16 protein-coding genes and 1 tRNA gene are annotated in these 21,103 nt (G+C 65.0%); 12 read left to right on the plus strand and 5 right to left on the minus strand.

The features are described 5' to 3' along the window. Nucleotides 1-14 precede the first annotated feature (14 nt). The 4 genes from HU230_RS09125 (at nt 15) to ggt (ending at nt 4,474) form a co-directional block, all read left to right on the plus strand. The gene (locus tag HU230_RS09125) at nt 15-512 is read left to right on the plus strand and encodes a c-type cytochrome (protein WP_224944127.1); all 498 of its coding nucleotides are present in this window, start codon (nt 15-17) and stop codon (nt 510-512) included. Between the two features lie 189 nt (nt 513-701). Continuing rightward, the gene (locus HU230_RS09130) at nt 702-1,007 is read left to right on the plus strand and encodes a BA14K family protein (RefSeq protein WP_224924382.1); all 306 of its coding nucleotides are present in this window, start codon (nt 702-704) and stop codon (nt 1,005-1,007) included. 147 nt (nt 1,008-1,154) lie between these two features. Next, nucleotides 1,155-2,657, plus strand: coding sequence for an amino acid permease (locus tag HU230_RS09135; RefSeq protein ID WP_224943139.1), 1,503 nt, complete (start codon nt 1,155-1,157; stop codon nt 2,655-2,657). An 80-nt stretch (nt 2,658-2,737) separates the two neighbouring features. Continuing rightward, entirely contained in the window at nt 2,738-4,474 is a 1,737-nt protein-coding gene (gene ggt, locus HU230_RS09140) for a gamma-glutamyltransferase (RefSeq protein WP_176531955.1), read from the plus strand. A 69-nt stretch (nt 4,475-4,543) separates the two neighbouring features. Here the strand turns inward: ggt and HU230_RS09145 are convergent, their stop codons facing one another. Further along, nucleotides 4,544-4,894, minus strand: a complete 351-nt coding sequence (locus HU230_RS09145) for a hypothetical protein (protein ID WP_176531954.1) — start codon at nt 4,892-4,894, stop codon at nt 4,544-4,546. Nucleotides 4,895-5,445: 551 nt separating this feature from the next. Between HU230_RS09145 and HU230_RS09150 the strand changes: the two genes are divergently transcribed. The 4 genes from HU230_RS09150 to HU230_RS09165 all read left to right on the plus strand — a co-directional run bounded on the left by HU230_RS09150 (nt 5,446) and on the right by HU230_RS09165 (nt 9,181). After that, the gene (locus tag HU230_RS09150; RefSeq protein ID WP_176531953.1) at nt 5,446-7,941 is read left to right on the plus strand and encodes a penicillin-binding protein 1A; all 2,496 of its coding nucleotides are present in this window, start codon (nt 5,446-5,448) and stop codon (nt 7,939-7,941) included. Nucleotides 7,942-8,126: 185 nt separating this feature from the next. Then, entirely contained in the window at nt 8,127-8,327 is a 201-nt protein-coding gene (locus HU230_RS09155) for a hypothetical protein (RefSeq protein ID WP_176531952.1), read from the plus strand. 190 nt (nt 8,328-8,517) lie between these two features. Continuing rightward, nucleotides 8,518-8,591 (plus strand) — tRNA-Gln (locus HU230_RS09160). Between the two features lie 182 nt (nt 8,592-8,773). Then, on the plus strand, nt 8,774-9,181 hold the full coding sequence (locus tag HU230_RS09165) for a GNAT family N-acetyltransferase (protein ID WP_176531951.1): 408 nt from the start codon (nt 8,774-8,776) through the stop codon (nt 9,179-9,181). 24 nt (nt 9,182-9,205) lie between these two features. Here HU230_RS09165 and HU230_RS09170 read toward each other — a convergent pair whose 3' ends face one another. Further along, on the minus strand, nt 9,206-9,850 hold the full coding sequence (locus HU230_RS09170; protein ID WP_176531950.1) for a TetR/AcrR family transcriptional regulator: 645 nt from the start codon (nt 9,848-9,850) through the stop codon (nt 9,206-9,208). Between the two features lie 117 nt (nt 9,851-9,967). Between HU230_RS09170 and HU230_RS09175 the strand changes: the two genes are divergently transcribed. Further along, entirely contained in the window at nt 9,968-12,253 is a 2,286-nt protein-coding gene (locus HU230_RS09175) for an arylsulfatase (protein WP_176531949.1), read from the plus strand. A gap of 127 nt (nt 12,254-12,380) precedes the next feature. On the opposite strand, the gene HU230_RS09180 is transcribed toward HU230_RS09175, so the two are convergent. From HU230_RS09180 to HU230_RS09190, 3 genes are read right to left on the minus strand one after another with little or no spacing between them, the layout of a single operon-like run. After that, nucleotides 12,381-12,941: an invasion associated locus B family protein gene (locus HU230_RS09180; protein WP_176531948.1), complete on the minus strand. Its 561-nt coding sequence runs from the start codon at nt 12,939-12,941 to the stop codon at nt 12,381-12,383. A 58-nt stretch (nt 12,942-12,999) separates the two neighbouring features. Next, nucleotides 13,000-16,146, minus strand: coding sequence for an efflux RND transporter permease subunit (locus HU230_RS09185; RefSeq protein ID WP_176531947.1), 3,147 nt, complete (start codon nt 16,144-16,146; stop codon nt 13,000-13,002). After that, the gene (locus HU230_RS09190) at nt 16,143-17,312 is read right to left on the minus strand and encodes an efflux RND transporter periplasmic adaptor subunit (protein WP_176531946.1); all 1,170 of its coding nucleotides are present in this window, start codon (nt 17,310-17,312) and stop codon (nt 16,143-16,145) included. The genes HU230_RS09185 and HU230_RS09190 overlap by 4 nt, the downstream gene beginning before the upstream one ends. 182 nt (nt 17,313-17,494) lie before the next feature. Between HU230_RS09190 and HU230_RS09195 the strand changes: the two genes are divergently transcribed. The 3 genes from HU230_RS09195 (at nt 17,495) to HU230_RS09205 (ending at nt 21,103) form a co-directional block, all read left to right on the plus strand. Then, nucleotides 17,495-17,956, plus strand: a complete 462-nt coding sequence (locus HU230_RS09195) for a MarR family winged helix-turn-helix transcriptional regulator (protein WP_176531945.1) — start codon at nt 17,495-17,497, stop codon at nt 17,954-17,956. Between the two features lie 122 nt (nt 17,957-18,078). Then, nucleotides 18,079-18,318: a hypothetical protein gene (locus HU230_RS09200; RefSeq protein ID WP_092085525.1), complete on the plus strand. Its 240-nt coding sequence runs from the start codon at nt 18,079-18,081 to the stop codon at nt 18,316-18,318. 226 nt (nt 18,319-18,544) lie between these two features. After that, a complete protein-coding gene (locus HU230_RS09205; protein WP_176531944.1) occupies nt 18,545-21,103 on the plus strand; it encodes a TonB-dependent receptor in 2,559 nt (852 codons plus the stop codon).

Here is a 21,103-nt window from a genome sequence, read left to right on the forward strand (position 1 = left end):
TGAGCGCGATCGCGATGCACGGCGTCGCCGTTCATGCCGAGGAGCGCTACGGCATCGGCCGCGAGGCGACGCCGGCGGAGATCGCCGGCTGGAACATCGACATCGGCCGTGACGGCACGGCGTTGCCGCCGGGTAGCGGCAGCGTCGAGCGCGGCCGCATCGTGTTCAGCGAGCAATGCGCGGCGTGCCATGGCGACAGCGGGCAGGGCGGTGTCGGTGATCGCCTGGTCGGCGGACAGGGCACCCTGGCGAGCCCAAAGCCGATCCGCACCGTCGGCAGCTACTGGCCCTATGCCTCGACCTTGTTCGACTATATCCGCCGCGCGATGCCGCAGAACGCGCCACAGTCGCTGAGCAATGAGGACGTCTACGCGGTGTCCGCCTACATCCTCAGCCTCAACGGCATCGTTCCCGCCAATGCGGTGCTCGATGCGAAGTCGCTCGCCGCCGTCAAGATGCCGAACCGCGATGGGTTCGTCTCCGATCCACGGCCTGACGTGCATAATCGGTGAAGCGCGGACCAGGCGGCCGTCGCGCGTCGCGGTCGTCGTGCCACGGCGACGGCTGCCTCGCGGCATTGTGACCTGATGGTCCCCTGCATCGGGACCTTGGCCGTCACCACATCGGTTGCACAAGGGACGGCGATGCCGCCCCTGTGCAGTTTCCTGGGCGAATTTCAATTGATGCATCGGAGAGGTCCTATGGCCGGACTCAAGGCCGTTGCAGCCGCTGTGCTGCTCGTGGGAATGACGTTCACGCCAGTCTCGGCCCAGATCTCGGAGCCGGCGCTTTTCGACGCGCAGAATCCGGGGCGGAGCGCGATCAACGGCGGCGCCCTGACGCCGTGGGGTGAGGCCCAGCAGGCGGCGCAACGTGGCGGCAACCCGGCGAATGCCTATGGGGCCATGCCGGCGGCGCCGTCCTCGTCTTGCGCACGCTACCATTCGTTCGATCCTGCGTCCGGCACCTTCCTTGGCCGCGACGGTCGCCGCCATCCCTGCCAATAGGGCCCTGCACCACGCTTGGCTGTCGTTCTTGGCGGTGGATAAGCGCGTCGGCCGTCGCGCCGCGCCCGAACGCCAGGACGTCGGGCGCGTTATAGTCCGCAGATCGTGTCGGGCCCCGCCGGGCCCGAGCGGCGGAGGGCAGCTGGCGTGACAGACACCCTGGCCGGTTTCTGGGACCGAAAGTCGACCGCGGATCTGTTGCGGGAGGCGGCACGCGCCGACGGCGACGCGGAGACGCCGGCCTTCAAACGCTCGCTCTCGGCGTTGCAACTGGTCACGCTCGGCATCGGCGGCATCATCGGCGCCGGCATTTTCGTGCTGACGGGGCACGCGGCCGCAGCCAATGCCGGCCCCGCCGTCACGCTTTCCTTCATGCTCGGTGCGGTCGCCTGCGCCTTTGCCGGCCTGTGCTACGCCGAGATGTCGTCGACCGTGCCGATCTCCGGCAGCTCCTATACTTACGCTTATGCCACGCTCGGCGAATTGATCGCCTGGATCATCGGCTGGGACCTGATCCTCGAATATGCCGTCGGCGCGATCGCGGTCTCGGTCGGATGGTCCGGCTATTTCGTCAGCTTCATGCGTGATTTCGGCATCAACCTGCCGCAACAATTCACCTCGGCGCCGCTCGCCTACGACACCAACACCGGGGCCTGGTCGTCGACCGGCGCGGTCATCAACATCCCGGCGATGCTGATCATTGCGTTCGTCACCACGCTGCTCGTGGTCGGCATTCGCGAGTCCGCGCGCTTCACCGGCTTCGTCGTCGTGGTCAAGCTCGTCGTCATCGCGTTGTTTCTCGCCGCTGCAGCCTCCTCGGTATCGTTGGCGAACTGGGTGACGGCGGGCAATCCGGAGGGCGCGCTGATCCCGCCGAATGCCGGTCCCGGCGCATTCGGCTGGTCCGGCGTGGTCCGCGGCGCGGCGGTGGTGTTCTTCGCCTATATCGGCTTCGATGCGATCTCGACCGCGGCGCAGGAGGCGAAGACGCCGGCGCGCGACATGCCGATCGGCATCCTCGGCTCGCTCGTGATCTGCGCCGCGCTCTATGTCGCGGTCGGCTTCGTGCTGACCGGCATCGTGCCGTATGACAAGCTCAGCGTGCCGGATCCGATCGCCGTCGGCATCGATGCGGTTGGCATCGGCTGGCTCGGTCCCTTCATCAAGCTCGGCATCCTGTTCGGGCTGACGTCGGTGATCCTCATCATGCTGCTGGCGCAACCGCGGATCTTCCGCGCCATGGCGCATGACGGGCTGCTGCCGGGCTTTGCCGCAAAGATCCATCCGCGCTTCCAAACCCCCCATGTCTCGACCATCTTCGCCGGCACCGTCGCCGCCATTCTCGGTGGCCTGCTGCCGATCGGACTGGTCGGCGAGCTCGTTTCGATCGGCACGCTGTTCGCATTCACCGTGGTCTCGATCGGAACGCTGGTGCTGCGCGTGCGCGATCCGCAATTGCCGCGCCCGTTCAAGGCGCCGGCGATCTGGCTGGTGGCCCCGGCTGCCGCCGGAACCTCGCTGTTCCTGATGTTCGGCCTGCCGCTCGACACCTGGATCAGGCTCGCGGTGTGGCTCGTGATCGGGCTGGCGATCTATGCGGCCTACGGTAGACGCCACAGCCGGCTGCGGATGCGCGGCGAGGGCCTATAGTGCGCATGCGAGCGGCCTGCTAGGTTCGCGCGCTAAGGTCGTAAAGCCGCGATAGTCGGCGCAGGTCCCGGGAGGCTTCCATGCAAAATTCAACGATGCGCGCGCGGTGGATCGCCGCCGCGATGGTTTCGATCGGCATCGCGTCGGCTGGTCCCGCGCGCGCGGCGTCGGTGGCGCCGGTCGCCGCCGAGAACGGCATGGTGGTATCCGCGCAGCATCTCGCGACGCAGGTCGGCATCGAGGTGCTGAAGCGGGGCGGCAACGCGGTCGACGCCGCCGTCGCGGTCGGTTACGCGCTGGCGGTGGCCTATCCCGCCGCCGGCAACCTCGGTGGCGGCGGCTTCATGACCATCCAGCTCGCCGACGGCCGCAAGACCTTCCTGGATTTCCGCGAGACAGCGCCGAAGGGCGCCACCGCCAACATGTATCTCGACAAGGACGGCAACGTCATCAATGGCCTGTCGACCAAGGGGCATCTCGCCGTCGGCGTGCCCGGCTCGGTGGCCGGCATGGAATATGCGCGCGAGAAATACGGCACGATGAAGCGCGCGGACGTCATCGCGCCGGCGCTGCAACTCGCCGAGGACGGCTTCGTGCTGGACCAGGGCGACGTCAGCATGCTGCAGACCTCGACCAAGGATTTTCAGGATGATCCGGCCTCGGGCGCGATCTTCCTCAACAACGGCAAGCCGTTCCAGGTCGGCGAGCGGCTGACGCAGCACGAACTCGCCGAGACGCTGCGCGAGATCAGCAAGCGCGGCACCGACGGCTTTTACAAGGGCTGGGTAGGGGCGGCGATCGTCGCCTCGAGCCAGGCCGGCAAGGGCCTGCTCACGCAGGAGGATCTCGACAATTACAAGGTTCGCGAACTCGCGCCGGTCGAATGCGACTATCGCGGCTACCACGTGGTCTCGGCACCGCCGCCAAGCTCGGGTGGCGTGGTGATCTGCGAGATCCTGAACATCCTCGAGGGCTATCCGCTGAAGCAGCTCGGCTACCATTCCGCGCAGGCGGTGCACTACCAGATCGAGGCGATGCGCCACGCTTATGTCGATCGCAACAGCTATCTCGGTGACCCCGACTTCGTGAAGAATCCGCTCGAGCGTTTGCTCGACAAGAATTACGCCGCGAAGATCCGCGCCGTGATCGACCCGGCCAAGGCCGGCGTGTCCAGGGACATCAAGCCAGGCGTTCCGCCGCACGAGGGCAGCAACACCACGCACTATTCGATCGCCGACAAGGACGGCAACGCGGTGTCGGTGACTTACACGCTGAACGACTGGTTCGGCGCCAAGGTGACCGCGGCCAAGACCGGCGTGCTCCTGAACGACGAGATGGACGACTTCACCGCCAAGGTCGGCGTACCGAACCTTTACGGCCTGGTGCAGGGGGAGGCCAATTCCATCGTCCCCGGCAAGCGTCCGCTGTCCTCGATGAGCCCGACCATCGTCACCAGGGACGGCAAGCCGGTTATGGTGGTCGGGACTCCGGGCGGCAGCCGCATCATCACCGCCGTGCTGCTGACGATGATCAACGCCATCGACTACGGCATGGACGCGCAGGAAGCCGTGGACATGCCGCGCTTCCACCAGCAATGGCTTCCGGAGGCGACCAACCTCGAGGACTTCACGCTATCGCCGGACACGCGGAAGATTTTGGAAGGCATGGGCCAGACGTTCGGTCCGCCGCAGCCGGCCAATCACCTCGCGGTCATCATCATCGGGGCGCCGTCGCTGGACGGCAAGCCGGTCGGCAACAATCGCTTCTATGGGGCGAACGATCCGCGCCGCAATTCGGGGCTTGCGGGCGGCTACTGATTGCCGTTGCGCGATGGCATGTTGGCAGCGGCCGGGCGAGGGCGCGGCGTCTGCGAAATCGATCTCGCGTCAGGCGACGGCAGTCGACCTGCCGTTGTCATGCCCGCTTGTGAGCAGCAGGCGCCGGCGGATCGCATCCTCGACCAGGGCCAGCGATTGCCTGGCTTCACGCGCCTCGGCTTCGGCGGCCTGGGCCCGGAACTCGGCGGCGTCGAGCTGCTCCTGTTGGGACTCGATACGCCGCCGGGCCTCCTCGAGTGCCCGGGACGCGTCCCTCAGCTTGCGCTCGGTGGCGGCGATGATTTCGAGCTGCGCCTGTTCGGCGGCCTCGGCGCGCGCCTCGCCGGCGCGGGCCCGGTCCTCGATGCTGCGGAACAGATCCGCCGCCTGATAGACCAAGTCCAGGGCTTCGGTGCCCATCGCTGATGTGGGAGGTCTCGGAAATCCGAGGACGTTCGGGTCGGCCGTAAAGGGCCGTCTAAATCCGCGCAGTGCCATGCGAACCAGCCCCCGCGAGTCGCGTGTATGGCAACAACTTGCGGTAGACATGGTTAACAAACCATTAATCCTGTCGGCTGGCCGGCACTGTCCACCGGTTTCTGACGACACAGCACCTCGAACGGCAGCCGGGTAGTGCAAGCGCTCGGTCCGGCCTGCGCTTTTCTTTCGCAACCGGCTCGCCGCGCAAGCGCAGCGATCGGTTGCTGGAGTGCCGTCCGCCGAGCGCCCGGCGAATCGAGGAATGGAAGGCCGGGGGGTCGATGCAGTCCAGCGGAGCGGCCGAGGAGCGGGGAGGGGCTGATTTGGCCGCGCGCGCGAGCCGGGCTCTATGGCATAAGTTTGACGCCCGGCGCGCTTTAATTCTCCTGTGTTGAATTGCAGGTCCATGGTGCGACCGATATACCGGGCGGCCTAAGTGGCACGCAGCGCACTCAGAACGAGCGACGTATTCGCCACGGAAAATCTGGTCGATGAAATTTCTGTTGCGGTTCTTCGGGTTCCTGTTCACCGCAGGAACCATCCTGTTCCTGGCTGGTCTCGCCGCGGTCGCAGGGCTGTTCTGGCATTTTTCCAAGGACCTGCCCGACTATTCGCAACTCCAGAACTACGAGCCGCCGGTGATGACCCGCGTGCACGCGGCTGATGGATCGCTGCTGGGCGAATTCGCCAAGGAACGCAGGCTCTATCTGCCGATCCAGGCCGTGCCGAAGCTCGTGATCAACGCCTTCCTTGCCGCCGAGGACAAGAATTTCTACGAGCACGGCGGCATCGACTATACCGGCATGGCGCGCGCCGGCGTCTCCTACATCCAGAACTTCGGTTCCAACCGCCGTCCGCAGGGTGCTTCCACGATCACCCAGCAGGTCGCCAAGAACTTCCTGTTGACCAACGAGGTGTCGTTCACCCGCAAGATCAAGGAAGCCCTGCTGGCGATGCGAATCGAGCGGGCCTATTCCAAGGACAAGATCCTCGAGCTCTATCTCAACGAGATCTACCTCGGCCTCGGTGCCTACGGCATCGCGGCGGCCTCGCTGGTCTATTTCGACAAGTCCGTCAACGAACTGACGATCTCGGAAGCGGCCTATCTGGCGGCGTTGCCGAAAATGCCGGCCAGCCTGCATCCGGTGCGCAACCGTGCGCGCGCCATCGAGCGGCGCAATTACGTGATCGACCGCCTGCAGGAGAACGGCTGGATTACCGCTGCGGATGCCGACAAGGCGCGCAAGGATCCGCTGACCGTGACCAACCGCAGCAACGGCGCGCACACCTTCGCCGGCGAATATTTCTCCGAAGAAGTCCGCCGCGACATCTTCGAGCGCTATGGCGAGAAGAAGCTCTATGAGGGCGGCCTCTCGGTGCGCACCACGCTCGACCCCAAGGTCCAGGTGATGGCGCGCAAGGCCATGGTGGCGGGGCTCGTGAACTATGACGAGCAGCAGGGCTATCGCGGCGCGATCCAGAGGCTCGACCTCACCGGCGACTGGGGCGTTCCGCTCGCCGAAATCAAGTCGCTCTCGGACATCTCGCCGTGGCGGATGGCGGTGGTGCTTGAGAGCAACGACCAGTCGGCGCGGATCGGCTTCCAGCCCGGCCGCGAACTTGGCGGCGCCATCAGCAAGCAGCGCGAGACCGGCATCGTCACGCTGGAAGGCGTGCGATGGGCGAGGGCGTTGTCCGGGCCGTACAAGGGCAAGACGCCGACATCGGTGGCGCAGGTGCTGCAGCCCGGCGACGTCATCTACGCCGATCCGCTGTTCAAGGACGGCAAGGCCGTCGAAGGCCAGTACCGGCTGCGCCAGATTCCCGAACTGTCGGGCGCGATGGTGGCGATGGATCCGCACACCGGCCGTGTGCTTGCGATGGTCGGCGGCTTCTCGTTCGACCAGAGCCAGTTCAACCGCGCGACGCAGGCCTATCGGCAGCCCGGCTCGACGTTCAAGCCGATCGTCTATTCGACGGCGCTGGACAATGGCTACACCGGATCGACCGTGATGATCGACGGGCCGATCGAGATCGACCAGGGACAGGGCAACATCTGGCGGCCGGAGAACTTCTCCACCGGCAAGTATCAGGGCCAGGTCACGCTGCGCAACGCGCTCCGCCTGTCGCTCAACACCGTGACGGTGCGGCTGGCGCAGGAGATCGGCATGCCTGTGATCGGCGAGTATGCCAAGCGCTTCGGCGTCTATGACGAATTGCCGAACTATCTCGCCTACGCGCTCGGCGCCGGCGAGACCACGGTGATGCGGATGGCCACGGCCTATTCGATGATCGCCAATGGCGGCGTCCGCGTGAAGCCGACCCTGATCGACCGCATCCAGGACCGCTACGGCCACACCATCTTCCGGCACGACCAGCGCGAATGCCGCGGCTGCGACGCGCCGGAGGGCTGGAAGAATCAGCCCGAGCCGCAGCTCGTCGACCGCCGCGAAAGGGTGCTCGACGCGATGACCGCCTACCAGATCACCTCGCTGATGGAGGGCGTGATTCAGGCCGGTACCGGCACTGCGCTGAAGGACGTCGGCAAGCCGCTCGCCGGCAAGACCGGCACCTCGAACGAGGCCAAGGACCTCTGGTTCGTCGGCTTCTCGCCGGACCTCGTGGTCGGCCTCTATGTCGGCTACGACAAGCCGCGCTCGCTCGGCCGCAACGCGCAGGCCGGCCACACCGCCGCGCCGATCGCGCGCGACTTCCTGAAGCTCGCGCTGGCCGACAAGCCCGCCACCCCGTTCAAGCAGCCGGTCGGCATCCGGCTGGTGCTGGTTGATGCCAAGACCGGCCTGCGCGCCACGCCTGGTCAGAACCGGGGCGTGGTGCTCGAAGCCTTCAAGCCGGGCCAGGCGCCGCCGTTCTATGATCCGACGTTGGTCGCCGGCACCGATGTGATCGACGGCACCCAGCAGCCGGGAATCTCACCGGACGCGGACCGCGCTGTGATGCGGTCGGGGACGGGCGGGCTGTACTGAGGCCCAACGGCAGGGCAATTCGCGGTTGGGGTGGTACGGCGCTTTGTCAGAGCGCATCACGCCGCCGTGGTTGAACGTGCCGCTCGCGGTGTCGACTCAAAATAGAGTCCTCGACCGGAGAGCCCCGAGACGCGGCGTTGCTTTCGCGTCGAGGGCGTCGGGCGCGTGTCTAGCCGCGGATCGCGATGATCAAGACGCTGGTTCTCGTAGCACAGGTGATCTGGACCGTTGTCGTGGTTGGGGCGGCAACCCTGATGGGCGCGGTCCTCGGATTCGGGTGCTACGGCTGGATCGGTGCCATCGCGCTTGGCACCGCAGGATTTGGCCTTGGATCGCTGCTGGCAGCGTTCCCTGAAGTGCTCCTTGAATTGCTTGGCGCGATGTGACGCCTCTGGCCGACACTGATCGCTCCCTCCTTGCCGCGATTTTCACGCCCGTTCCCGCCATCAATGCTTGCCAAGCGTGGGACCAAGCGGGTAGAAGGTCGCACTCGCGCGGGCGCTGATTTGGCAGGCGAATCCGCTGTACCGAGATGTCCAGTCATCCAGCTAAGCTGTTGATACCACGGACAATTCTTGGGGAATGGTGTAACGGTAGCACAACAGACTCTGACTCTGTTTGTCTTGGTTCGAATCCAGGTTCCCCAGCCAATCTGCCTCAGTGGCGCGATCATCCTCCAAATCCTGACGACTTGCCGGGCGGACCTGCGCCTCAAGCGGGACCGCTCGTGGCGCGACGTGTGCCATGACGGCATCGAGGGTGGATTAGCCCGGCGTGATCCACCATGGTCTCACGCCTGTAGTGCGGTCCTTTGCGACAGAGGTTTAAGGTGATGGACGAAATTCTCTATGCCCGCGAGCCGTCGATTGGCGTCGACGAGTTCATCGAGGTTCTGCGCCAGTCGGGCCTCGGCGAGCGGCGGCCGCTGGCGGATGCCGATCGCATGGCGCGCATGATCGCCAATGCGAACCTGATCGTGACGGCGCGCAAGGCGCACCGGCTCGTCGGCGTCTCGCGCGCGCTGACCGATTTCGCCTATTGCTGCTATTTGTCGGACCTTGCGGTCGATCGAGAATTTCAGGGGCACGGCATCGGCAAGCGCCTGATCGCGGAAACCCGGCGCCACGCCGGACCTGAATCGATGTGCCTGTTGCTGTCGGCGCCCGACTCGATCGGGTTCTACAAGACGATCGGCATGCCGCAGTCGGACAACGCGTTTCTCTACAAGCGCGAGCGATAGCGGCCGGCCAACGCCTGCCGCGCGCTATCTTATCTCCGCCTTCAGCAGCAGCGCGAGGCAATCGGCCAGCCGTTGCTCGATCTCCCTGTCGCGGAGCGAGAGCGGGCCGGGATCGTTGAGGATCGCGTTGACGAGCGTGCCCAGCACGACCTGGAAGCCGAAGGCGATGGCGCGGGTCTTCGCCGCCTTGCGGCCGTTGCCCATCGCAGGCAGCAGGAGCGGGGTGGCGTGTTCGGTGGTCGCGCGCGCGAGGCTCTTGAAGGTGGTCCACTTGTCCGGCCTGGTGTCGTCGTGCTGGAGCGCGGCGCGCAGCACGCCTTCATGGGCGCGGATCCAGCCGATGACGCCCGACACGACGCGGCGGCAGAGGTCGTCGAGCGCGAGATTGCCGGCGGGACTGTCCATCCGGGCGAGATGCCGCGCGCCGTCCTGCGCCGCCAGCGCGATCAGGGCGTTGAAGTAGGCTTCCTTGCTCTCGAAACGGCTGTAGAAGGCGCCGACCGTGGCGCCGACCTTGCCGCACAAGGCTTCGATCGACAGCTCCGCAAGGCTCCGCGTCCGCAACAGCTCGGCGCCGGCGTCAAGCAGCGCCAGCGTCGTCTCGCGGCTGCGCTTCTGACGCGAAGGGGTGACGCCGGGAAGATCGAACTGGTCCGAAAGCCGCGGCATTTGCGCTTGCGTCTCCTGATTTTCATAATCATAGTTCGGATTATCATTTGAAGCAATCCGGCCGCATCGTGCCGGAGCGGGCAGCGGGTCAACCGCGGCGAGGACAGGGAGAGCGCCATGAGCGAGCATCGGAAGCCGCCGTTCGGCGGCAGCATCGGCAAGACGGTTGCGACCTCGAAGCCGTGGTGGCCCGACGCGCGTCAGCCGCCGGCCGGTGCGCCGAACATTCTCGTCGTCCTGTTCGACGATGTCGGCTTCTCCGATTTCGGCTGCTACGGCTCACCGATCCGGACGCCGACCATCGACCGGCTCGCCGCCGAGGGCCTGCGCTATAGCGGCTTCCACACCACCGCGATGTGCTCGACTACGCGCGCGGCGCTGCTCACCGGGCGCAACCATCATTCGGTCGGCGTCGGGTGCCTCGCCAATTTCGATTCCGGCTATCCCGGCTATCGCGGCAAGATCGCGCGCGAGGCGGGGACGCTTGCCGAGATGCTGCGCCAACACGGCTATCGCAATTACATGGTCGGCAAGTGGCACGTCACGCCGCTGACCGAGAGCGGCGCTACCGGTCCGTTCGACGGCTGGCCGCTCGGCCGCGGATTCGACCGCTTCTACGGCTTCCTCGACGCGGAGACCGATCAATATGCGCCGGAGCTCGTGTCGGACAACACGCAGATCGATCCGCCGGGAACTTACGAGAGCGGCTATCATCTGACGTCCGATCTGGTCGATCAGTCGATCCGCTTCATCGCCGATCACGTGGCCGATCGTCCCGATCTGCCGTGGCTGACCTGGCTTGCGCCAGGCGCCTGCCACGCGCCACATCAGGCGCCTGCCGATATCATCAAGAGCTATGACGCAACCTTTGCCCATGGCTGGGATGTCGAGCGCGCGCAGCGGATGGCGCGGCAGAAGGCGATGGGGTTGGTGCCGGAAGCCACCAGGATGCCGGCAAGGAACGACGGCGTGAAGGCGTGGGACGCGCATTCCGCCGACGAGCAGCGCGTGTTCACGCGGTTGCAGGCGGCTTATGCCGGCATGCTCGACCACGCCGACCAGCATCTGGCGCGGCTGATCACTTTTCTCGACAAGGCCGGCATTCGCGACAACACGCTGGTCATCGTGATGTCCGACAATGGCGCGAGCCAGGAGGGCGGCCCGCTCGGCTTCGTCAATGCGATGGGGCCGTATAACTTCCGGCCGGAGCCGCTGCCGGCGAAGTTGCAGCGGGTCGACGACATCGGCGGGCCGGACACGCACTCCAACTTTCCGCACGGCTGGGCGATGGCCTCGAACACGCCGTTGCGGCGCTACAAGCAGAACACCCATGGCGGCGGCATTCGCGATCCCTTCGTGATGAGCTGGCCGAAGCGCATCAAGGCCAAAGGCGAACTGCGCCATCAATTCGTGCACGCCTGCGACCTGACGCCGACACTGCTCGATCTGATCGGGATCTCCGCGCCGGCCGAGGTCGCGGGCTGCCCGCAGATGCCGCTCGAAGGCGAGAGTTTTGCGCGGTCGATCGACGATGCCTCGGCGCCGTCGAAGACATCGGCGCAGTATTTCGAGATGTTCGGCCATCGCGGTCTCTGGAAGGACGGATGGAAGGCGGTGTCATTTCATCCCTCCGGCACGCCGTTCGAGAGCGACACATGGGAGCTGTATCATCTCGATCAGGACTTCTCCGAGGTCGATGACCTCGCAGCGAAGGAACCCGAGCGTCTGGAGCAGATGACGAAACTGTGGTGGCGCGAGGCCGAGGCGCACAACGTGCTGCCGCTCGACGACCGTTTCGGGCCGCGCTTTGCCGAGAACGCGGCGCGCTTTCACGGCGCGCGGACGAAGTTCACCTTTCATGCCGGCATGGGGCACGTGCCGACCGACGTCGCACCCGATGTCCGCAGCCGCAGCTACACCATCGAGGCGCATGTCGAGATTGCCGAAGGCGCGAGCGGCGTGCTGATCGCGCATGGCGACGCCACCTCGGGCTACAGCCTCTACATCAAGGATGGCTTTCTGGTGCACGACCTCAATGTCGGTGGCGGCCACGAGCTCGTGACCTCCAGCCGCAAGGTGCCTGCGGGTGCGCATCGGCTCGGTGTGCATGTCGAGCGGCTGCTGCGCAAGGAGCCGCCGGCCAAGGGGGCGCGGACCGGCGTTACCGAATACACGCTGACGATCGACGGCGAGCCGGTGGGATCGATGCACACCCAGCTCGGCTTCCATAATTTCATCTCATGGTCCGGGCTCGACATCGGCCGCGATCGCGGCAGCCCGGTCTCGCACTACGCGGCGCCGTTCGAATTCACCGGCAGGCTGTTGCAGGTGACGGTCGTCATGCATGACGACCAGAAGCTCGATGGCGACGGCGTCGGGAATGCGCAGATGGCGCGGCAGTAGACGATGGGTCACCGATGATGGCGCACGTCATTGCGAGGAGCGAAGCGACGAAGCAATCCATGTCCCCGTCATGCGGAGCGATGGATTGCTTCGCTCCGCTCGCAATGACGGGGAGCGTTCCGCGCTGCTACTTGATCTTGTCGTACACCGTCGCGAAGTCTGCGAGCGGCATCGGGATGCTGATGGTTTCCTTGCCGAGATTCTGGAACGACACCTTGAGCTGCTTGCCCGACTTCAGCTGGGTCAGGACGTCGGCCGCGATCGGCGCATTGATGTAGCAGCCGCGCGCCTCGCAGGTCTGGATCGGCACGTCGACGGCCTTGCCGTCGTCGACCTGCAGCTTGGCGCCGACGGGCAGGTTCAGCCCGAGCGGAAGCTGGATCAGCGCAACCGGCGCTCGGGTGTCGCCGGGAACGCGGATATTGACCAGCACGATGAGCTGGCCGGTCTTGGTCAGCACCGCGGTCTGCTCCATCGCGCATTCGAGCGGCGCGTCGCGGCTCGCGCTGGTGCAGCGCGCGACCCAGCCGGTGTTGTTGGGAGCAGCGGCGTCGCCTTGCGAAGCTGCGGGAGCAGCTGCCGGAACCGGCGTGGGCGCATTCTTGCCCTTGGGGGCCTCGGCGTAGCCAAGATCGGCCAGGCCGAACACGGTGAACAGGACGAAAAGCGACTTTGCGACAATCTTCACGATACCGGCTCCGAAATGAACATCTTTCGGGTGTGCCGGTATGCGGGCAAAAGTCAAGTCACTCGGCTGCCTGCTTGACCGATCGGTCCTCGCCATCGTCGGCGTCGTGGTCGGAGCGCGGCGAGCGGCCCCAGTTCGCAAACGCGTTGGAGAGCCGGTCGAGATAGAGATAAACCACGGGCGTCGTGAACAATGTCAGCGCCTGGCTGACGATCAGGCCGCCGACCATCGCGTAGCCGAGCGGCTGGCGGATTTCGGAGCCGGTGCCGGTTCCGAGCATCAGCGGCACGCCGCCGAGCATGGCGGCCATCGTCGTCATCATGATCGGGCGGAAGCGGAGCAGGGCGGCCTGGCGGATCGCCGCCACCGGCTCCATGTGCTGATCGCGCTCGGCGGCGATCGCGAAGTCGACCATCATGATGCCGTTCTTCTTCACGATGCCGATCAGCAGGATGATGCCGATCAGCGCGATCAGCGAGAAGTCGAAGCCGGCGGCCATCAGGATCGCCAGCGCGCCGACGCCGGCCGAGGGCAGCGTCGACAGAATGGTGATCGGATGGATGTAGCTCTCGTAGAGAATACCGAGGATCAGGTAGACGACCACGAGCGCCGCCAGGATCAGCAGCGGCACGGTCGACAGCGATTGCTGGAACGCCTGCGCGGTGCCCTGGAAGCTTGAGCTCAGGGTCGGCGGCGCGCCAAGGTCGATCATGGCTTTCTGCACCGCCTCCGTCGCCTGACCGAGCGCGACACCCTGCGCCAGGTTGAACGAGATGGTGATCGCCGGGAACTGGCCCTGGTGGCTGATCGACAGCGGCCGCACCGGCACGGTGGTCCACTTCGCAAAGGTCGACAGCGGCACCTGTTCGCCGGTCAGCGGCGACTTGATGTAGATGTTGTTCAGCGTGTCGATCGAGCCCTGCAGCTCCGGCAGCACCTCGAGGATGACGTGGTAACTGTTGAGCTGGGTGAAGTACTGCGTCACCTGGCGCTGGCCGAACGCGTCATAGAGCGTGTCGTCGATCAGCTGCGGCTGGATGCCGTACCGCGAGGCGGTGTCGCGGTTGATCTTCAGCTCGACCGTGGTGCCGTTGGTCTGCTGGTCGGTGGCGACGTCACGCAGCTGCGGCAGCGTCTGCATCTTGCCGAGAATTTTCGGCGCCCACTGGTTCAGTTCGGAAAGGTCGGCATCCTGCAGCGTGAACTCGAACTGGGTGCGGGTCGGGCGGCCGCCGAGGCGGACGTCCTGCGCGGCCTGCATGAACAGCCGGGCACCGAGCACCTTCTCCAGCTTCGGCCGCAGGCGGGCGATGATCTGCTGCGCGTTGGCATCGCGCTCGTTCAGCGGTTTGAGCGTGATGAACATGTTGCCGTTGTTGCCGGCCCGGCCGCTGCCGCCGATCGCCATCGCCACCGTCGCCACGCCGGGATCCTGCATGACGATCTTGCTGAGCTCCTCCTGCTTCCCCTTCATCTCAGCGAACGAGATGTCCTGGCTGGCCTCCGAGGTCGCGGTGATCAGGCCGACGTCCTGCTGAGGGAAGAAGCCCTTCGGGATGATGACGAACATGTAGATCGACAGCGCCAGCGTCGCGAAGAAGATCATCAGGGTCGTGAACTTCCAGCGCAGCGCGAGGTCGAGTCCGCTCTCATAGCCGCGCAGCATCGCGTCGAAGCCGCGCTCGCTGAGCTTGTAGAGACGACCGTGCCGTTCCTCATTGTGGGCGCGCAGGAAGCGCGAGGCCATCATCGGCGTCAGCGTCAGCGACACGAACATCGAGACGAAGATGGTCATCGCCAGAACGACCGCGAATTCGCGGAACAGGCGGCCGATGATGCCGCCCATCAGCAGCAGCGGGATCAGGACCGCGACCAGTGAGATGCTGATCGAGACGATGGTGAAGCCGATTTCCTTGGAACCCTTGAAGGCGGCGGCCATCGGCCTCTCGCCTTCCTCGATGTAGCGGCTGATGTTCTCCAGCATCACGATGGCGTCGTCGACCACGAAGCCGACAGCGATCGTCAGCGCCATCAGCGACAGATTGTCGAGCGTGTAGCCGAAGATCCACATCAGCGCGCAGGCGCCCAGCAAAGCCAGTGGCACGGTCACGGCCGGGATGACGGTGGCCCAGAAGCTGCGCAGGAAGGCAAAGATCACCATCACGACCAGGAAGATGGTCAGGAGCAGGGTGAACTGGACGTCCTCCACTGCGGCGCGGATCGTGGTCGTGCGGTCGCTGATGACCTCGATCTTGACCGCCGGCGGAATGGCCGCGACCAGCCGGGGCAGCGCCGCCTTGATCTTGTCGACGGTGTCGATGACGTTGGCGCCGGGCTGCTTGAAGACGACGAGGAACACGCCGCGCTTGCCGTTGGCCCAGGCCGCCTGCTTGGCATCCTCGGGTCCGGTCACCGCCTGGCCGATGTCGCGGATGCGCAGCGGCCCGCCATTGCGGTAGGCGATGATGACGTCGTTCCACGGGTCCGCCGTGAGCAACTGGTCGTTGGCATAGATGGTGTAGGCGCGGGTGGCGCCGTCGATATTGCCCTTCGGGCTGTCGACGGTTGCGATGTTGATCGCAGCGCGGACATCCTCCAGCGACAGGCCTTTCGCGACCAGCTTGGCCGGGTCGATCTGGACGCGAACCGACGGCTTCTGCTGGCCGCCGATGATGACCTGCGCGACGCCGGAAATCTGGCTGATCTGCTGGGCAAGCTGGGCGTCGACGGAATCGCTGACCGTGGTCAGCGGCAGCGTGTCCGATGTCGCCGACAGCAGCATGATCGGAGCGTCCGCCGGATTGACCTTGCGATAGGTTGGCGGCGAGGGAAGGTTCTTCGGCAACTGGCCGCTGGCGGCGTTGATGGCGGCCTGTACGTCGTTGGCGGCGCCGTCGATTGAGCGGTTGAGGTCGAACTGGATCGTGACCGACGCCGTGCCCAGATAGCTCGTCGAAGTCATTTGCGCGATGCCGGGGATCTGCGCGAACTGGCGCTCCAGCGGCTGGGCGACCGAACTCGCCATGGTCTCCGGGCTGCCGCCCGGCAGCGTCGCGGTGATCTGGATGGTCGGGAAATCGACCTGCGGCAGCGGCGCGACCGGCAGCAGGGGATAGGCGACGAGGCCGACGAACAGGATGCCGGCCATCAGCAGCGAGGTGCCGATGGGGAAGCGAATGAATGGTGCGGAAATTCCGTCGCTCATTCCTGCGTAACCTTCGACTGGGACTGGTCCGTGCTCGCCACCGCCGTCGTCACCAGGGTTCCCGGCGAGACCTTGTACTGGCCCGCCGTGATCACCTGCTGTCCCGGCGACAGGCCATCCTCAATCACCGACTTGCCGTCGATCGACTGGCTGACCTTGAGCTTGCGAAGCTCGGCCTTGTTCTCCTGATTGACTGAATACGCGTAGAGGCCTTCGGTGCCATGCTGCACTGCGTCATCCGGGACGACGGTGGCATCCTTCAAGGTTCTGACCAGAAGCCGGGTCGAGACCGACTGGCCCGGCCACAGCGCATGGTCCTTGTTATCAAACACCGCCTTCAGCCGGACAGTCCCGCTCGTGGTGTCGACCTGATTGTTGATCAGCGCCAGGGTTCCGGTGGACAGCACCCGCTTGCCGTCGGTGGTCAGGGCAATGGTCTTGGGCGGCGCAACGGCCAGTGCCGCCTTGATATCGGGCAGCTGGTCTTCCGGCGCGGTGAAGATCACCGTGATCGGCTCGATCTGGGTGATCGTCACGATGCCGGTCGCCGCCGAGGCATTGACGATGTTGCCGATATCGACCAGTCGCAGGCCGACGATGCCGTCGATCGGCGACTTCACGGTGGCGTAGTCGACCTGGGTCTGGGCATTGAAGATGGCAGCGTCGTCGGCCGCGATCTGGGCGGTGAGCTGGGCCACGGTGGAGCGCTGGGTGTCGAGCTGCTGGCGCGTCGCGAACTCGCCGAGCTTGGTGTAGCGCTGCAGGTCGAGATTGGCGTTGGCGATGTTGGCCTCGTCCTGGGCCTTCTTGGCCTTGGCCTGGTCGAGCGTCGCCTGGTAGGGCCGCGGATCGATCTCGACCAGCGTGTCGCCCGCCTTGACGAACTGGCCTTCCTTGAACGCGATCCTGGTGATCTGGCCGTCGATCCGGGTGCGGACCTGGACGGTGTTGAATGCCTGCACCGTGCCGAGGCCGGTCAGGTAGACCGGGAAGTCGGCCTTCTCGACCGGCGCGATCTTGACCGGCACGGCCGGGCGCTGGGCGGAACGCTTTTGCGAGGCTTCTGCCGCCTGCTGGTTGCTCGTGTATTTCTGCCAGCCGAAATAACCGGCCGCGCCGACCGCAGCGATCACTAAAACCCAACCGATGGAGCGTGACTTTGACATGCGGACTCTTGGGTTCGACGTAACAATAAAGGGTGATCGAAACGGTTCACAGAGCTTGCGGATATAATATGCGTGCACTTAATGTGTAAACACACCAAGGCTTGAGAATCCTAAACATTTGGAAAGGTTTAGGTCAGAAACGAGCGGAAACATTCCGTCTGGGAAACGCACCGAGGACCCCTATGTCGCTCGATCTCAAACGCCAGTTCATTGCGCAGCTCGTCGAGAGTTCCCGGCTGCTGCGCAACTATATCGATCATCGCGCCAAGGCGCGAGGCACCACGCGCGCCCAATGGATCGTGCTCTTCCGCCTGCGCGAGCAGGAAGGACTGTCCCAGGTCGACCTTGCCGACGTGCTCGAGTTGCAGCCGATCTCGCTGGTGCGGCTGCTTGACCGCCTCGTCGAACATGGCCTGCTCGAACGCCGTCCCGATCCCAGGGATCGCCGCGCCAATCGGCTGTTCCTGACGAAGAGCGGGCGCCTCCTCGTCGACGATCTCGATAGTCTGCGCGATGCGATCGCCGGCGACGTGCTCCGCGACGTATCGGACAAACATGTCGAGAGCGGACTGGCCACGCTGCGCGAGGTCAAGGATCGGATCAAGGCGCTCGGCGAGGATGCCGCGCACATCGCCGCGAAATAGCGCGAGCCTCGCCGCGACCTGCTCTCCATCCGTTCACCTGATGCAATTGGCGCGACGCGGTTGAAACGCCGCGGGATGTCGTTCATATCGCGCAGCGACGATGCGACAGGATGAGGGCAGCGATGGATGAGTTGAACGGACGCATGATGGCATGCCAGATCCTGGTCACGGGGTTGATCGCGCGTGTCGCCAACGAGCAGCGTGACCCGCTGCGCTTTCTCACCGACTTCCGCGACGAGATCAAAGCGGTCGTAGGCGGCGTCAATATCGCCGGCCTCGAGAACAGCGACCGCGTGCGGCAGGTCGCGCAGCGGACCATCGACGAGCTGTTCTCGCTGATGAAGCCACCAAGCGCCGAATGATCGGCGAGGCGTCTCGGCACCGATTTAGAACCATTATTAGAACGCTTAAAAACTCAAGTTTAGAACGGTTTCAAACCACAGATTAGAATCGCTTTGAATTGGGGCGATTCAAGCAGACTGTGGCGCTGATCGCATTGATAAACAAAGGCGCGCTCGATAACCGAAAGAGACAGTTCGTCGCACGGTGATTTCGCGAACGGACTCGCTTTCTGGGGGCGTGCAAGAAATGAGCAATGTGAAGGCGCCGAGATCGCTGCGCTTCGATGCGGCGATCGGTTCGGCTGATGATACGGGTTATTCCGCCACGAAGGTCTCCGCTGTCGCCAGCCTGATCGCGGTGGCGTCGTTTTCGGGAGCTAAGGCGCAGCAATCCAGCCTGCCGCCGGTGAATGTGGATGCTCCGGTCGCGCGCCCGCGGCATGTCACGTCAAAGCCCACGTCGGACCAGGTCCGCGCCCGCAACGCACTGCGCCGCGCCGCGCGCCGCAGCAATCAGCAGGCCCAGCAGGCGCCGGTGCCGTTTCCCAACGCCGGCGGTCTTCCCGCTGACCGCGACCGCTACGCGGATCCGGCCGCGCCGTACAAGGGCGACCGTTTGCAGGCATCGGGAAAGTATCCCGAGCCGATCCTGAACACGCCGAAGTCGGTCACGGTGCTGACCAAGGACGTGCTCGAAGACAAGAACGCGACCTCGCTGAAATCGGCGATCCTGTCGACCGCCGGTGTCACGCTCGGCACCGGCGAGGGCGGCAACGCGTTCGGCGACCGCTTCTTCATCCGCGGCTTCGACGCGCGCAACGATATCTTCATCGACGGCGTACGCGACGCCGGCGTCAGCGTCCGCGAGAACTTCTTCACCGAGCAGGTCGAGATCCTGCGCGGCCCGGGCTCGTCCTTTGCGGGCCGCGGCACCACCGGCGGCGCGATCAACATCGTCACCAAGCAGGCGACGACGGAGAACAGCTTCTACAACATGGACACCTCGTTCGGCACCGATCGCACCAAGCGGGTGACGCTCGATGTCAACCAGGTGATCAGCCCGACGCTGGCGATCCGCGCCGGCGGCCTGTTCCAGGATGCCGGCGTCGCCGGCCGCAGCTATGTCACCGACAATCGCGATGGTGCGTTCGTCGCCGGCACGTGGAAGCCGGTCGACGCGGTGAAGATCACCGGCAACTACATCCATACCGAGCTCACCGGCATCCCTGACTTCGGCGTGCCGTATTACCGGCCGAGCACTGCGACCACGGCCGGTGGCCCGTTCCCGGACTTCGGCGTCAACCGCAATAACTTCTACGGCTTCGTCAATCGCGACTTCTTCCGGACCGGACAGGACATCGGCACGATCAATGCCGAGGTGCAGATCACGCCGGACCTGACGATCAGCAACAAGATCCGGGAATCGCGTTCGACGCAGAACTACATCGGCACGCTGCCGGAATCGCCGACGCTGGCCGCCGGCGCTCCGTTCACGAGCTATACGCTCACGGCCAATCCGCAAAGCCGCTACCAGGTCACCGACGTGTTCGCCAACCAGACCGAGGCGACCTACAAGTCGGTCGATGGCCTGGGCTTCAAGCACACCACGACGGCCGGCGTCGAATACGACAACGAGCGGTCATCGATCGACAGCTACACCGGCCTGGCCTCCGAGATCACGACCGGCACATCGGCCTTCACGGGGGGCGGCTCGCTCTCCGGCGTCAGCGTCTTCAACCCGGTCAACACAAATCAGCCGTTCGGAATCCCGTCGCTCATGGGACGACCGACCAAGATCGGTATCGACACCGTGAGCGGATACGTGATGGATTCCGCCAATTACAACGACTTCGTCATCCTCAATGGCGGCATCCGTTACGACGACTACAAGATCAACACGTCCGCGTTCGCGACGAATGGCACGCTCGGCCAGCAGTCGGCCGAATTCGGGATGCCCAACTTCAACGTTGGCCTCTCGCTGAAGCCGCTGCCGAACGGCAGCGTCTATGCGGCGTATGCGACCTCGTCCAACCCTGTCGGCGCCGAGTTCGACGGCACCAGCACCGCCTATGGCGGCATCAATCCGGTTCTCAACGGCGGCAACAACCAGATCTTCGGGCCGGAGAAGAACAAGGCCATCGAAGTCGGCACCAAATGGGAGCTGTTCGACCGCCATTTGCTGGTGACGGCAGCGTTGTTCCAGACCGAGAAGGAAAACGCCCGTGAGGCGCAGAACGTCAACAGCAGCACCGCAGCCGCGGCGATCCCAGGCTGCGTTTATCCGGGCGGAACGACCAGCAACGTGTCCTGCATCACCGCAGGTGCTGCTTACCGCATTCGCGGTATCGATCTCGGCGTCGGCGGCAAGATCACCGACAAGTGGAGCGTGTTCGGCGGCCTCGTGCTGATGCAGTCGGAAGTGACGAAGTCGCTGGCACCGCCGGCCAACACGATCCTGTATTCGAGCAACATCGGACTGCCGCTTGCCAACGTCGCGCATCAGTCGTTCAGCATGCTGACGAAGTATCAGCTCACCGACATGTGGGAGCTGGGCGGGCAGGCGGTGTATCGCTCGAAGGTCTATGGCGGCACGCTGCTCGCGGCGAACCAGGGCACGTCGATCCCGAGCTACTGGCGCTTCGACGCCTTTGCCGAGGCCAAGATCGACAAGCACTGGACCATGAAGCTGTTCGTCAACAACATCTTCGACAAGCGCTACTACGACGCGTTGTACCAGAGCGCAGCCCCGTTCGTGCTCGAAGCGCCAGGACGCGCTGCGTATCTGGTTGTGTCTGCGCGTTACTGA

Source organism: Bradyrhizobium quebecense, from assembly GCF_013373795.3.
In the GTDB taxonomy this organism is placed as follows: domain Bacteria; phylum Pseudomonadota; class Alphaproteobacteria; order Rhizobiales; family Xanthobacteraceae; genus Bradyrhizobium; species Bradyrhizobium quebecense.

What these genes read in the sequence shown, in the direction of transcription:
- HU230_RS09125 (WP_224944127.1), top strand. Translation starts at nt 15, where the DNA reads ATGCACGGCGTCGCCGTTCATGCCGAGGAGCGCTACGGCATCGGCCGC.
- HU230_RS09130 (WP_224924382.1), top strand. Translation starts at nt 702, where the DNA reads ATGGCCGGACTCAAGGCCGTTGCAGCCGCTGTGCTGCTCGTGGGAATG.
- ggt (WP_176531955.1), top strand. Translation starts at nt 2,738, where the DNA reads ATGCAAAATTCAACGATGCGCGCGCGGTGGATCGCCGCCGCGATGGTT.
- HU230_RS09145 (WP_176531954.1), bottom strand. Translation starts at nt 4,894, where the DNA reads ATGGGCACCGAAGCCCTGGACTTGGTCTATCAGGCGGCGGATCTGTTC.
- HU230_RS09150 (WP_176531953.1), top strand. Translation starts at nt 5,446, where the DNA reads ATGAAATTTCTGTTGCGGTTCTTCGGGTTCCTGTTCACCGCAGGAACC.
- HU230_RS09155 (WP_176531952.1), top strand. Translation starts at nt 8,127, where the DNA reads ATGATCAAGACGCTGGTTCTCGTAGCACAGGTGATCTGGACCGTTGTC.
- HU230_RS09165 (WP_176531951.1), top strand. Translation starts at nt 8,774, where the DNA reads ATGGACGAAATTCTCTATGCCCGCGAGCCGTCGATTGGCGTCGACGAG.
- HU230_RS09170 (WP_176531950.1), bottom strand. Translation starts at nt 9,850, where the DNA reads ATGCCGCGGCTTTCGGACCAGTTCGATCTTCCCGGCGTCACCCCTTCG.
- HU230_RS09175 (WP_176531949.1), top strand. Translation starts at nt 9,968, where the DNA reads ATGAGCGAGCATCGGAAGCCGCCGTTCGGCGGCAGCATCGGCAAGACG.
- HU230_RS09185 (WP_176531947.1), bottom strand. Translation starts at nt 16,146, where the DNA reads ATGAGCGACGGAATTTCCGCACCATTCATTCGCTTCCCCATCGGCACC.
- HU230_RS09190 (WP_176531946.1), bottom strand. Translation starts at nt 17,312, where the DNA reads ATGTCAAAGTCACGCTCCATCGGTTGGGTTTTAGTGATCGCTGCGGTC.
- HU230_RS09195 (WP_176531945.1), top strand. Translation starts at nt 17,495, where the DNA reads ATGTCGCTCGATCTCAAACGCCAGTTCATTGCGCAGCTCGTCGAGAGT.
- HU230_RS09200 (WP_092085525.1), top strand. Translation starts at nt 18,079, where the DNA reads ATGGATGAGTTGAACGGACGCATGATGGCATGCCAGATCCTGGTCACG.
- HU230_RS09205 (WP_176531944.1), top strand. Translation starts at nt 18,545, where the DNA reads ATGAGCAATGTGAAGGCGCCGAGATCGCTGCGCTTCGATGCGGCGATC.